This is a genomic window from Corynebacterium sp., from assembly GCF_043426755.1.
Taxonomy (GTDB): Bacteria; Actinomycetota; Actinomycetes; order Mycobacteriales; family Mycobacteriaceae; genus Corynebacterium.
In genome coordinates this window covers 1-12,451 of the sequence record NZ_JBHWRP010000015.1, presented here as the reverse complement: position 1 = coordinate 12,451, position 12,451 = coordinate 1, and the positions used below count along the sequence as shown (strand labels likewise).

General features: G+C 58.7%; 10 protein-coding genes, 1 tRNA gene, 1 rRNA gene and 1 pseudogene. 5 read left to right on the top strand and 8 right to left on the bottom strand.

Annotation, left to right across the window (positions count from 1 at the left end; genetic code table 11):
- Positions 1 to 12: 12 nt before the first annotated feature.
- The 3 genes from ACHFGA_RS01540 to ACHFGA_RS01530 all read right to left on the bottom strand — a co-directional run bounded on the left by ACHFGA_RS01540 (position 13) and on the right by ACHFGA_RS01530 (position 1,493).
- Positions 13 to 88, bottom strand: a tRNA-Ala gene (locus tag ACHFGA_RS01540).
- Positions 89 to 198: 110 nt separating this feature from the next.
- A complete protein-coding gene (locus tag ACHFGA_RS01535) occupies positions 199 to 930 on the bottom strand; it encodes a DsbA family protein (protein ID WP_394280712.1) in 732 nt (243 codons plus the stop codon).
- 77 nt (positions 931 to 1,007) lie between these two features.
- Positions 1,008 to 1,493 carry a MauE/DoxX family redox-associated membrane protein gene (locus ACHFGA_RS01530; RefSeq protein ID WP_394280711.1) on the bottom strand — a complete coding sequence of 162 codons (486 nt, stop codon included), beginning with the start codon at positions 1,491 to 1,493 and terminating at the stop codon, positions 1,008 to 1,010.
- Between the two features lie 425 nt (positions 1,494 to 1,918).
- Between ACHFGA_RS01530 and ACHFGA_RS01525 the strand changes: the two genes are divergently transcribed.
- Positions 1,919 to 2,338, top strand: a complete 420-nt coding sequence (locus ACHFGA_RS01525; RefSeq protein ID WP_394280710.1) for a hypothetical protein — start codon at positions 1,919 to 1,921, stop codon at positions 2,336 to 2,338.
- A 696-nt stretch (positions 2,339 to 3,034) separates the two neighbouring features.
- Here the strand turns inward: ACHFGA_RS01525 and pgm are convergent.
- Positions 3,035 to 4,693, bottom strand: a complete 1,659-nt coding sequence (gene pgm, locus ACHFGA_RS01520) for a phosphoglucomutase (alpha-D-glucose-1,6-bisphosphate-dependent) (protein ID WP_394280709.1) — start codon at positions 4,691 to 4,693, stop codon at positions 3,035 to 3,037.
- A 218-nt stretch (positions 4,694 to 4,911) separates the two neighbouring features.
- Between pgm and ACHFGA_RS01515 the strand changes: the two genes are divergently transcribed.
- The 3 genes from ACHFGA_RS01515 to ACHFGA_RS01505 are packed head-to-tail and all read left to right on the top strand — an operon-like array spanning position 4,912 to position 7,015.
- Entirely contained in the window at positions 4,912 to 6,330 is a 1,419-nt protein-coding gene (locus tag ACHFGA_RS01515; RefSeq protein ID WP_394280708.1) for an alanine/glycine:cation symporter family protein, read from the top strand.
- Positions 6,331 to 6,340: 10 nt separating this feature from the next.
- Positions 6,341 to 6,658 carry a fluoride efflux transporter family protein gene (locus ACHFGA_RS01510; RefSeq protein WP_394280707.1) on the top strand — a complete coding sequence of 106 codons (318 nt, stop codon included), beginning with the start codon at positions 6,341 to 6,343 and terminating at the stop codon, positions 6,656 to 6,658.
- On the top strand, positions 6,659 to 7,015 hold the full coding sequence (locus ACHFGA_RS01505) for a CrcB family protein (protein WP_394280706.1): 357 nt from the start codon (positions 6,659 to 6,661) through the stop codon (positions 7,013 to 7,015).
- Here ACHFGA_RS01505 and ACHFGA_RS01500 read toward each other — a convergent pair.
- Complete coding sequence (locus tag ACHFGA_RS01500; protein ID WP_394280705.1) at positions 7,012 to 9,567, bottom strand: ABC transporter permease; 2,556 nt, start codon at positions 9,565 to 9,567, stop codon at positions 7,012 to 7,014. The two genes, ACHFGA_RS01505 and ACHFGA_RS01500, sit on opposite strands and share 4 nt — an antisense overlap.
- Complete coding sequence (locus ACHFGA_RS01495) at positions 9,568 to 10,335, bottom strand: ABC transporter ATP-binding protein (protein WP_394280704.1); 768 nt, start codon at positions 10,333 to 10,335, stop codon at positions 9,568 to 9,570.
- 391 nt (positions 10,336 to 10,726) lie between these two features.
- On the opposite strand from ACHFGA_RS01495, the pseudogene ACHFGA_RS01490 reads away from it, so the two are divergent.
- Positions 10,727 to 11,855 (top strand): annotated as a pseudogene (locus tag ACHFGA_RS01490) (IS256 family transposase).
- A gap of 122 nt (positions 11,856 to 11,977) precedes the next feature.
- Here ACHFGA_RS01490 and ACHFGA_RS01485 read toward each other — a convergent pair.
- Positions 11,978 to 12,166, bottom strand: a complete 189-nt coding sequence (locus ACHFGA_RS01485) for a PspC domain-containing protein (protein ID WP_394280703.1) — start codon at positions 12,164 to 12,166, stop codon at positions 11,978 to 11,980.
- Positions 12,167 to 12,321: 155 nt separating this feature from the next.
- Positions 12,322 to 12,439, bottom strand: a 5S ribosomal RNA gene (gene rrf / locus ACHFGA_RS01480).
- Between the last annotated feature and the right edge of the window lie 12 nt (positions 12,440 to 12,451).

Below are 12,451 nucleotides of genomic sequence, written 5' to 3'. Positions count from 1 at the left end.
CACTCCGGGTGCTGGTGGAGCATATGGGATTTGAACCCATGACCCCCACAATGCCATTGTGGTGCGCTACCAACTGCGCCAATGCCCCTTAGAAGGTGATGAAGCCACTATACCCCGCCCTTCCGAACGAACAAAATCACCTCCGGTGCCCGCAGGCTGCGGGTACCAGAGGTGCGGAATCAGCGCTGAAAGCCAGCCTTAGAGTGCGACCTCGCTGACCCAGTTATTGATGTCTTCACCCTCGGCGTCCTGGCCATCAACCAGCACGCGTGGCGAAGAAACGTTACCGGTCTGCTCGTTGAGGTAGTCAGCGTTGGACTGAGCAACCGACTTCGCCTCTTCGAGGTACTCAGCGTTGCGGATTGCCTCCACAGTCTCACCGTCGGCACCGTAGGACTCTGCCAGGTCGGCGAACTGGTCGTTGCTCCACTGGTTGTAGATCTGCTGCTGCTGCTCCATCATCGTATTGCGGAAGTTCCAGTACAGCTCCACATCACCCGAGTTCACGGTAGCCAGCACAGCTGCCAGAACGTTGGTGGAGTTACCCTCCTCGCCGCGGTCTAGGAAGTTCAGGCTACGGATGGCAACCTCAAGGTCGCCGGCCTGGATCTCGTCCAACATCTGCTGGTCGGTGTTCTCCGCCAGCTGAGCACAGTAGTTACAGGAGAAATCCTCGAACAGCTCAGCGTGGGGGGCTTCCTCGCCGCCCTCAGCCGCGGACAACACGATCGTGCCGTCATCCTTGTTGTAGTCCATTTCAACGCCTTCAACTGGCACCATGTTTTCCGCCATTTCCGCCGCCTTTTGGCTGCGGCCGTTAAACACGATGAAGCCGATGACGATCGCAGCGATCACAACAACTGCGATGATCGCCCAAATGAAACCAGTATTGGAACTCTGGTTTGGGTTCTGAACCTTCTTTGTACTCACTCTTACACCTTATTTTTGAGATTGTGTGCGATTGGGCATGGTATCCACGTGTACGGGCGCGACTGCGCCACTCTTCATTATGGATAAATTGCCCATTTCCGAAACGGACGGTAGACGGTCCATAGTGACATTGCCACAAATAGAACGTCACGCAGAATCGTCGTCAAGTAATCTGTCGAGGGCTCAGCGCCGGCCGGAGAGAAACATCCGCAGTCAATTTCCAAGCCGCGCGCCCATGCCTGCGATAGACCGATAATGAAAAGCACCAAGACCACGGCAGACAGCTTGCCCGACGGTCGCAGCCACAGGCCCAGCAACAGGAACAACCCACCGGCCAGCTCTGCTGGGCCAATGATGCGCGCCAGCAGATCAGACCAGTAGGGTGTGAATATTTCATAGGCGACGATGGACTGAGTGACATCCATATGGTTGCCAATTTTCGTCACACCGCCGAGTATCCACACACCAGCCAACCAGAATCGACTAATCGCGCTGATGACATCAAGCACAAGCGTGCGTGTATCACGGGCAGGCGCCTCTTGGCGCGTTTCTATCACGGTCACACTTGAACTTTAACGCACTATACCCACGTAGACCAGCGTAGGCACTGTGAAAACCCTGGATACTCGCCGCGTCACGTGCTTGAATATCCAGGGTTTCAGACGAGGAACTACTTCTTCAGCACCTCAGAGACAACCTCCTGCGCTTCCTTCTGCACCTGGGCCAGGTGGTCTTCGCCCTTGAAGCTCTCGGCATAAATCGTGTTATGCGCGGGCCATGGCCCCAGTGTCTCTGGCTAACGATCCGCGCGCGAAGGGGCAGCGGTCTATAAGTCAAGTACCGGATCCGCTTATCCCCCCAGTGATGACCGAAACATCGAAATGCCCCACAGACCATACCCTGGGGCGGTAGCTTTATAACTTGACGAAACTACTCACCTCGTCAATTCGTGGCGCTCTACCCGCGCCCCAATCCCAAAGGAATGGCTATGAAGAAGATTGCACTGGTCGCAGTCGCGGCGCTCACCCTCACTCTTTCCGCCTGCGGAAACTCCGATACGGAAAGCGCTGACAGCACCACCGCAGCGCAAAAGACTGCCGCACAGGAGGGCTCCCCAACCGATGCTGAAGCAGAAGCGTGGGTCCGCGAACAATATGGCCTTAGCGCCGACGAATCATGGATGAACGCAGGCGGAAACGCCTCATACATCACCGGTGTCCGCATGGACGGCAAGAATTTGTACGTCACAATGCAGATCGACCGTGCGACTGAAGAGGATAAGGCCGAATCCGTCACCAAGCTGCTCACAAACTCCGCTTCTATGCACCCGAATGACTTCACTGAACAGATGTCGTGGGTGATCGTCGAGGATGGCGCAGGAACCGTGGTGAAACAAGAGTCGGTGTAGACGCAAAAAGATAACCCTGGCAGTGCTCTCGAACCACACCTGCGAGGGCCGCAACATCCAACCAATAACCCAGCCGAACGGAGAAAAGTCAATCATGGCTATCCGTAACGGGCGCTCAAAACAGCAACACCGCCTGAATTGTCCGCTTGAGCGACACCAAAGAATAATCTTTCGACCGTAAACGTGAAGCACGCCCCGGCCTCTGGACCGACCCAGAATTGCACAACATCTCCATCGGTGCACTCGCCGATGACTACATCTAGCAAGCCACCAAGCTAGGTACGAACCCTGACCGTGAAATCCGGGAGGCTAACCGCTGCGACCTCGAGGACACAAAGATCAACACCATACGACAAGCCCACATCGACGCCTGGGACAAGCAATTACGCGATGTCAGTCATTAGGGGGATGGCCATCCATCGGCGTCGACAACGGTAAAAGTGAAGAGCAGCAAATGCGCACAATCCCGCGGTGGTGATCGAGGGTGTCGACATCAAGCGCAGAGGCCGAATTGCGGGCCGTCGTAGTCTGCGATTTACCGGTGAAAGTTATTGACTTCTTGCAAAAGATGATTCGGGTTCGCGTTCAGCCAATGCCCGACAAGCCAGGTAAGGTCGTGACTCGAGATGCAATCGCACGAATTGAGGGATTTGCTGGGGATTCCGCCCCAGCCAAGGGGCGGAATCGAGCTAGGTGTTACTCCCCTAAAACAGTGCTGACCAGTGCTTGCGCTTCTTTCTGCACCTGGGCCAGGTGGTCTTCGCCCTTGAAGCTCTCGGCGTAAATCTTGTACTTGTCTTCGGTGCCCGAAGGGCGTGCGGCAAACCACGCGGACTCCGTGGTTACCTTCAGCCCGCCGATTGGGGCATCGTTGCCAGGAGCATTCGTGAGCTTATCGACGATCGGCTCGCCCGCCAGTTCCGTCGCCGAGACATCCTCAGGCGAGAGCGCCTTGAGCTTGGCCTTCTGTTCGCGGTTGGCCTCTGCGTCGGTACGCGCATAAGCGGGTGCGCCGAACTCGTCGGCGAGCTCAGCGTAGCGCTGCGATGGGGTCTTGCCCATCTTCGCGGTGATTTCTGCGGCGAGCAGGTCCAAGATAATGCCGTCCTTGTCAGTAGACCAGACGGTGCCATCGTGGCGGAGGAAAGACGCACCTGCAGACTCCTCACCACCGAAGCCGACAGAACCGTCAATCAGGCCCGGGACGAACCACTTGAAACCGACAGGCACCTCCACCAGCTTCTTGCCCAGGGACTTCACCACGTTGTCGATCATCGACGAGGAGACCAGAGTCTTGCCCACAGCCGTGCCCTCGCCCCAGTTCGGGCGGTTGGAGAACAAGTACTCGATGGCCACCGCAAGGTAGTGGTTGGGATTCATCAGGCCGTGGTCGGGGGTGACGATGCCGTGGCGGTCCGCGTCTGCGTCATTACCGGTAGCGATGTCGTACTTGTCGCGGTTGGCGATCAGGGAAGCCATCGCGTTGGGGCTGGAGCAGTCCATGCGGATCTTGCCGTCAGTATCCAAGGTCATGAAACGCCAGGTGGCGTCGACCTCTGGGTTCACTACGGTGAGGTTGAGCTTGTGAGTCTCAGCGATCGCGCCCCAGTAGTCCACGGAAGCGCCACCCATCGGGTCAGCACCAATCGACAGGTTGGAGCTACGTATCACGTCCAAGTCCAGCACGTTTGGCAGGTCATTGACGTAATTGCCCATGAAATCAAACTTCACAGCACGATCATCCAGCACGCCCGTGGCCGAAGTGCGCTTCACACCTTCGAGGTCCTTGCGCAGGTACTCGTTGGCGCGATCAGCGATCCAGTCGGTGGCGTCCGTATCTGCCGGGCCACCTGAAGGCGGGTTGTACTTGAAGCCACCGTCGCGCGGTGGGTTGTGCGACGGGGTAATCACGATGCCGTCAGCACGCTTCGGATCCGTACCCGTCACACCGCCGTCCAGCTTCGCATTGTGCGCCAGAATCGCATGGGAGACGGCAGGAGTTGGGGTGTAGCGGCCCCGATCGTCGACAAGCACCTCGACATCGTTGGCAAGAAGTACCTCCAGCGCGGAGACCATCGCCGGCTCCGAGAGTGCGTGCGGGTCGCGGCCGATATACACCGGACCGCCGATGTTGTTGTCGCGACGATAATCGACGATCGCCTGGGTGGTCGCCCAGATGTGCTGCTGGTTGAAGGCGTTGTCCAGCGAAGAACCACGGTGACCCGAGGTGCCGAACGCCACTTGCTGATCAGGATTGTCTGGGTCAATATCGCGGGTGTAGTAGGCGGTGACCAGCTCCGCAATATCGATTAGGTCCTCGGGGCGGGCAACTTGTCCGGCACGTTCGTGAGCCATGGCAATACTCCTTAATCAACTTAAGCAACGAAAGGAAAAACTCCTTTCCTCCCATTTTGGTCGCAATCGTCACATTTATCTATCGAAGTTGACCTTTTTCACCTACTAGGCCCGTTCCCCACCCACTTTCGGGCCTTTCTCCCCCGAAACGGGGTGATTTAAATGCCACCTTAGGGAAAAGTGTTCCACGCCACAGTTGTCGTCGATAGTTTCTTTACATGCTTGACAACCTCCACTCCATCCTCAGCACCGCCTCCTCCTTCGTCTGGGGGCCGTGGCTGCTCATCCCGCTTCTGCTGGGCACTGGCCTATTCCTCACCTTCCGCCTCAGCGGTATCCAATTCCGCACGCTGGGAAGATCAATGCGCCACGCACTGATCGACCAGCAGGAAGACGGCGAAGGCGATATCTCCAACTACCAAGCTCTCACCACCGCGCTTGCCGCCACCGTGGGTACCGGCAATATCGTCGGCGTGGCTACCGCCATCGCGCTCGGCGGCCCAGGCGCCCTCTTTTGGATCTGGGTCACCGGCGCCGTCGGTATGGCATCGAAGTACACCGAGGCCTACCTTGGCGTCCGCTTCCGCGTGACCGACGCGAAGGGGGCCCAGTCCGGCGGCCCGCAGGAATACCTGCGACGCGGCATCCCGGGCCCGGTTGGGCAGATTCTCGCCTTCCTCTTTACAGTCTTCGCGATCTTCGCATCTTTCGGCATCGGTAACTTGACCCAGGGCAATTCCGTGGCCGCGGGCATGGAGGACACGTTCGGCGTGGACCCATGGATCACCGGCATCATCATGTTCGTCGCCGTGGGCGCGGTCCTGCTAGGTGGCATTCAGGCCATCGGCAAGATCACCTCCGCCTTCGTGCCTCTGATGATCTTCGTGTACGTCACCGGCGGCATCGTCGCCCTCGTCCTTATGGCTGATCAAATCCCTGCAGCCCTAGGCGCGGTATTCACCGATGCCTTCACCGGCACCGCAGCCACCGGCGGCTTCCTTGGCGCCGGCATCATGATGGCTGTGCGATTCGGCGTGGCTCGCGGTATCTTCTCCAACGAGTCCGGCATGGGTTCCGCCGCTATCGCAGCAGCCGCTGCGAAGACGTCGCACCCCACGCGCCAGGCTTTGGTGTCGATGACCCAGACGTTCATCGACACGATGATCGTGGTCTCCATCACCGGCCTGGTCATCGTCACCTCCGGCGTGTGGGACCAGGGCGCCGACAACGCAGCCACCATGACCGCCGATGCCTTCTCCACCGTGCTGGGCGGCCAGTGGGGCGGCACGATCGTCTCGGTCTCCCTGATCTTCTTCGCCTTCTCCACGATCATCGGCTGGTCCTACTACGGCGAACGCTCCATCGTTTCGCTGTTCGGCCAGTGGGCCTCCCTGCCTTACCGCCTCTTCTTCACCTGCGTGGTCTTCATGGGTGCGATCACCCAGATTGAGATCGCCTGGACGTTCTCCGACCTGGCCAACGGCCTAATGGCGCTGCCGAACCTGATCGGCCTGCTCATCCTGTCGGGACTCGTGGCACGCGAGACCCGCGAGTACCTCAAGTTCGACCCGCATCTGAAGCGCTCGCCCGAAGAGGTTGCGGAGTTCGTCGCTAAGCAGCAGATGAATTGGAAGTAAGATCGTGTAAATGATCAAAGAGGGACTACTGGTGGGCGTAGGCGCGGCCCTCGGCGCGCTTGCCCGCTTCGGGGTTTCAAGCATGCTTAACGACGACATCCCCACCACCCTCGCCATCAATATCATCGGCTGTTTCCTCATGGGGCTGTTGGCCCCCGGAGTCTTCTGGGGCACCGGATTCTTAGGTGGGTTTACTACCTTTTCCGCGTTTGCCCTGGCTGCGGCTAGTTCGTCGGCAAGTCAGGCCGGCGTACTGGTCGTTTTAACGCTTGTTAGCTGCGTGGGCTCCTGGTTGGTTGGCGACTGGTTGCGCAGGAGGCGGGCCTAAATGGAGGTCTTCTATGCTGTCCTCGCTGTGGGTGTCGGCGGGTTCCTCGGAGGGCTGGGGCGCTGGGGCCTAAGTTTCATCCCGCCGGCGCGGGTGGGCACGTTTGCCGCGAATATGGTCGCGGCTGTCGTGCTTGGTATTGCCGTGTCCGGGCCGGGTCTGGTGCCCCTGGCCCTGGGCACGGGCTTTGCGGGGGCCTTATCGACGTGGTCGACGCTGGCCCGTGAGCTTGGTGAACTGGTGCGCGCCCGGCAGTGGCGGGTATTGATCAGCTACACCCTGGCCACGGTGGTGATCGGCATTATCGCCGCGCACCGTGGAACAGTGTGGGCCGGCCGGATCTACGGCTCGTTCTAGTCGGCGATCGCATCCAGCGGCGGGGTTTTCGCCGCACGCTGGGCCGGCCACAACGCCGCAAGAACACCGACTATGCCGGAACCGATCAACATCGTGATCAGCAGACCCCACGGAATAGCGATGGTCTCCAAGCCCTGGTCCGCCAGCACGGTAAGGAAAGCCCAACCCAGGGCTAAGCCCACCACCATGCCGGCTACCGCGCCGAACACCGCGATCTGCACGGATTCCAGGATGATCATCGTCCTGATCTGCCCACGCTGGGTACCGACGGCACGCAGCATGCCGATCTCCTGGCGTCGCTCGATCACGGACAACGTCAACGTATTCACGATACCCAGGATCGCGATGATCACCGCCAATGCCAGTAGCCCGTACAGGATGGAGAGCATCTGGTCGATCGCCATCGACGCCTCGCCCGCCATCTCCTCGGTATCGCGCACCTGCACCACGATGTGGTCTTCGACGGCGGCTTCCAAGTTGGCGCGCAAATCTTCATGCTCCACCGTGCCATCGCCGTTAAGCCCCACCATCATGATGGTGTTCGCTTGCGCAGGCACGAGTTCGGAGACAGCGTCGTAGGACACCACGAAGCTGGTGAAGATCGCCGACTCATTGAAGGTACCGCCGACTTCGACCTCGACCGTCTCCGGCGACAGGCCAGGTGCCGTCAGTTCGACCGTCTCCCCCACATTCCAGCCCAACTCGTCGGCAAGCGCCTGCGGGGCGATCAGGGTGTTACCGGACAGTTCGCTGGAGCCTTCCGCCATGTCGAGCTCAACCAGGGTTGCGGGATTGCCACCCATGACGTCGGTGACACCATGGGGCCCGGCCTGGTGGGAGTACTTACCGTCCACCATCACTGGCGCTTGGGCGTAGAAGGCGACATCGTTCACACCGTCTACATCGCGCACGATTTCTGGCACGTCGGAGGGCACTGGGAACCCGCCCATCTGTGGGCCAGCCAGCACGAACTCTGCGTCGACCTCGCTTTCTGCGAAGTCGGAGATCGATTGCTTCATCGTCGCGCCCAGCATGCCGATAGCAGTGACAAGCGCGATGCCAAGCATCAGCGCAAACGCCGTTGCAGACGTGCGCCGCGGGTTACGGCGCGTGTTCGTGGACGCCAGCTTGCCCACGGCACCAAATGGCAGACCGATCAACCTACCAAACGGCGGCACCAGCGGCAGCGACAACGCCGGCCCCGCCAGGAAGAATCCGACGATCACCAACAGCGTGCCCACGCCCACGAGGCTGGCCCGGTTGCCCGTCGTGCCCTCCTCCCAGGCCACGGCCCAGCCAGCGGTGACAAGGCCGGCACCGATCATGATCAGACCGATGATCGTGCGCACCAACAGCGGCTGCGGAGTAGCGGCCTCGCTCGAACGCATCGCTTCCACCGGCTCCACCTTGCCGGCGCGACGAGCCGGAGCCCACGCCGAGATGACGGTCACCAGCGTGCCGACGACAATCGGCACCACCACTGCTGACACCGACAGGCCCAGCCCAGAATTCGGCATCGGAGTACCCGTGGCGCCCAATACGGCCTTGATCACAGCAACAAGGCCAACGCCAGCGACGACGCCAAGCGCCGAACCGATAACGCCGACGATCACCGCCTCGGCTGTCACCGACCGCGTAATCTGCCCCTTCGACGCGCCGAGCGCGCGCAGCAATGCAAACTCCTTGGTGCGCTGCGCCACGATCATGGAGAAGGTATTGGCGATGAGGAAGGTGCCGACGAGCAACCCCACCAAGCCAAAGGCGATAAGGAAATAGTTCACGAAGCTCAAGGCATTGTTAATGGCCTCAGAGACTTCGTCGGCAAGCTTCTGCCCTGTCTCCACGTTGAGCTCTGGGTACGTCTCATCGAGGTGGGTTACCAAGTCCTCTGGCGCGGTCCCCTCCGCCGCTGCTACCGAGAGACTTGGGTACATCACGCCGTCTGTGTAACGCTCCAGGTACGCGTCTTCGGTCATGCGCATATCCAACGAGGAGCCTTGGTCCAGTTCGGAATCGAACAGACCGGTGACTGTGACGTCGTGTCGTTCGACCGGATCGACCACGATCAGCTCCTGGCCCACCGAGATGTTGAACTTCTCGGCGGCTTTAGCGTTCACAACGACATCGGAGGGGCCGCTAGGCTCCGAGCCCTCAGTTAGTTCTACGGACTGGCCAACGACCTCATTTTCGGGATAATAAATGCCGATCTGGGACGAACCACCACCGGTTTGGATCGTCTCCTTATCGGCGGTCGCCGCAACGACAGTTGTAGTGCCGGTGGCATTGACGCGATCAACCTGCGGGTCCTCCGCGATCGCATCCCCGGTCTCGCGCGGAACGCCCGGTAGCTCGTCCCCGCCTTCGACGACGACGTCAACATCGCTATAGGCATTGCTGACGACAGAGTCGAAGGTGTTCGACAGCGAGTTCGTGAACATGAATGAGCCGGAAATAAACGCCGTGCCCAGTACAACAGCGAGCACGGTCAGTGCCAGCCGGAGTTTGTGTGCCGCAATATTACGCAGCGACACCTTTCGCATAGTGGACGCCATTTAGTTCTCGATTCCTGTCATCGTCGACAAGATCGTTTCCACCGTCGGATCACGCAGTTCGTTGACAATCTGCCCGTCGGCTAGGAAGATGACGCGGTCCGCGTAGCTTGCCGCGGTGGCGTCGTGGGTCACGATGACCACTGTCTGATTGTCCGCGTCGACGGCTGTGCGAAGAATATTCAGCACTTCCTTGCCGGAATTCGAATCAAGGTTACCGGTCGGCTCATCACCGAAGATGATCTCAGGGCGCGACACAAGCGCACGGGCGCAGGCGACACGCTGCTGCTGCCCGCCGGAAAGCTCCGCAGGACGATGCGTCAATCGATTCGTCAGGCCGAGCCGCTCGGTGACCTCGTCGAACCACGCCTGATCCAGAGTGCCCCCGGCGATGTCGGAAGGCAATGTGATGTTTTCAGCCGCCGTCAGCGTGGGAACAAGGTTGAATGACTGGAAGATGAATCCCAGCCTGTCGCGTCGGAGGTTAGTCATCTCCTTGTCGTTCAGAGCGGAGAGGTCAGTATCGCCGATGAAGGCGGACCCGGTTGTCGACGAGTCCAGCCCGGCCATTGTGTGCATCAATGTCGATTTACCGGAGCCTGACGGGCCCATGATGGCGGTGAATTCGTTGCGGACGAACTCTACGTTCACGTGGTCGAGTGCTACGACGGCCGTATCGCCGTCGCCGTATTGTTTGAACAAATCTACGGCGCGGGCAGCAATGTTTTGCTTCGGTTGCGGGTCGCTGCCTTCGGCACTGTGTTTAGCCATACTTGTTTTCTCCCTGGGTCAAGTTAATCCCTCTTAGCTTAATGCCCACGGCATCAGAAGAGTTATTCCAGTTGCCATTTCTACCACGTGGCGTGGCGTTTTGTTATGGAGGGCCGGGTAGGCGAAAGCTAGACAGCAAATGGACGGCGGGCAGCAGCACTATCTAGACCCGTAAGAAGTTCAAGCTCGTACACTGTTGGATCTGAACTGTTGGAACAGGGGCGTTTTGATGCCCACAAGAGGTGAATCTGCCCTGTTCCAACAGTTCAGGTCCGACAACATGGCCGGCAACGATCGGAAGGCAGCGTCCTCGCCCAGTTGCGTCCTTTAGTGTGGCGTATCCGTATCCCGCGGTAAGCCTTATGCCGATACACGACAAGGCGACCATCATATCGACCCGACTGCTTATCTCGAAGAGCTACTGACCCAAGCCTCACCAGACCGGACGAATACCCGCAATGGGTATCGCCACCGCCAACTCGACACCCGAGTCGGCACCATTGACGTAGCCATTCCACAACTACGCACCGGGGCCTTCTTCCCAGACTGGCTGCTGGAACGGCGCAGCCGCACAGAACGCGCCCTGACCACAGTTATTGCGACCTGCTACCTCAAGGCAGTCTCCACCCGCAGAATGAACGACCTGGTAGCCACTCTAGGTATTAATAACTTGTCGAAGTCACATGTCAGCGAGATGGCCAAAGACCTCGACACCATGGTCGACCAGTTTCGTGCCCGCCCCTTAGACTAGGGCCCCTACTTCGACATCTCGTGTGACGCGCTGACGATGAAAGTCCGCGAAGGCGGACGAGTCGTTAAAACCAGTGTGTTGCTGGCGACCGGTGTCAACGCGGACGGCTACCGGGAACTACTAGGTATGCAGGTTGCTACGGCTGAATCCACCGCGTCCTGGACCGGTTTCTTCCGCGACCTTATTGTCCGTGGTCTGACCAGGGTGTTCCTAGTCGCTATTGATGCCCACCTTGGTATCCAAACAGACGATCGTGACTGCCTGCCGCAGGCAAGCTGGCAGCGGTGCCGGACACACTTCGCGAAAAACTTATCATCGCAGGTACCCAAGACCTAAGTGGCCAACACTATCGGCGATGTTTCACACGATTTTCCAGCAACCCGATGCTGACAGTGTGTGGGCCCAGGCTCGTGAGGTTGTAGAGTTCTGCCAGCAGAAGTTCGCTGATGTGGAGGACTACCTGGAAGAATTACTTGATGAACTATTGGCGTTCACTTCTGCGCCGAAAGCAGTGTGGACGAAGATTTGGTCGAATAACCCTACTGAGCGGCTGAACCGGGAGATTCGGCGTCGTACTGACGTGGTCGGGATCTTCCCAGACCGTGGTGCTGTTATCCGCTTGGTCGGCGCGGTACTGGCGGAACAACATGATGACTGGATCCAGCAGAAACGCTATATGTCGCTGACCAGTCTGACCCAGACCAAACAGATCATCACCGCCAACGTCATCGACGAACAGCCCGCCGACGACAAGGGAATCGCAGCATGATCAGCATGAATCACCGTTGCCGAAACCGGCCATAATCACCCGCCTAACACTAACCACAGATTCGAAAGCCAGATACACAACTACCTAGGACTTGACCGGGTTTCCATATCTTTAGCTGCTACTTATCGCTTTGGGTAGATGAGCCATTGCAGTAGGTAGACGGCAACCAAGGGAACTCCGCAGAGCGTAGCGATTACGTAAATAATCCTGACGGTATTTGCGGAGGTATCATATAATTCAGCTATCCCAGCGCAGACCCCTGCTATGCATTTATTTAATTGAGACCGGTGCCATTTAGTTTGCGGGAACATTATGCGCAACTGTACTCAAATGTTGAGATATCGGCAGGTCTCTCTACTCTAGTAGGACTATGAGCAGAGAAACGAAAAAGGAGCGTAGTAGGAATAAGGAGTACACATACTCAACTCATCCCAACTACGCTCCAGATTCACTATTCAAATTTTTAGGTCGGCGGTAACCTACTCTCCCACATCCTCCCAGATGCAGTACCATCAGCGCGGGCGGGCTTAGCTACCGGGTTCGGAAAGGGACCGGGCGTTTCCCCGCCGCCATCAACCACCGACACACCCAAAGGG

Excerpts from the sequence above, each read along its gene's own strand:
- ACHFGA_RS01525 (WP_394280710.1), top strand. The coding sequence starts at position 1,919 with ATGAAGAAGATTGCACTGGTCGCAGTCGCGGCGCTCACCCTCACTCTT.
- pgm (WP_394280709.1), bottom strand. The coding sequence starts at position 4,693 with ATGGCTCACGAACGTGCCGGACAAGTTGCCCGCCCCGAGGACCTAATC.
- ACHFGA_RS01515 (WP_394280708.1), top strand. The coding sequence starts at position 4,912 with ATGCTTGACAACCTCCACTCCATCCTCAGCACCGCCTCCTCCTTCGTC.
- ACHFGA_RS01510 (WP_394280707.1), top strand. The coding sequence starts at position 6,341 with ATGATCAAAGAGGGACTACTGGTGGGCGTAGGCGCGGCCCTCGGCGCG.
- ACHFGA_RS01505 (WP_394280706.1), top strand. The coding sequence starts at position 6,659 with ATGGAGGTCTTCTATGCTGTCCTCGCTGTGGGTGTCGGCGGGTTCCTC.
- ACHFGA_RS01500 (WP_394280705.1), bottom strand. The coding sequence starts at position 9,567 with ATGGCGTCCACTATGCGAAAGGTGTCGCTGCGTAATATTGCGGCACAC.
- ACHFGA_RS01495 (WP_394280704.1), bottom strand. The coding sequence starts at position 10,335 with ATGGCTAAACACAGTGCCGAAGGCAGCGACCCGCAACCGAAGCAAAAC.
- ACHFGA_RS01485 (WP_394280703.1), bottom strand. The coding sequence starts at position 12,166 with ATGTTCCCGCAAACTAAATGGCACCGGTCTCAATTAAATAAATGCATA.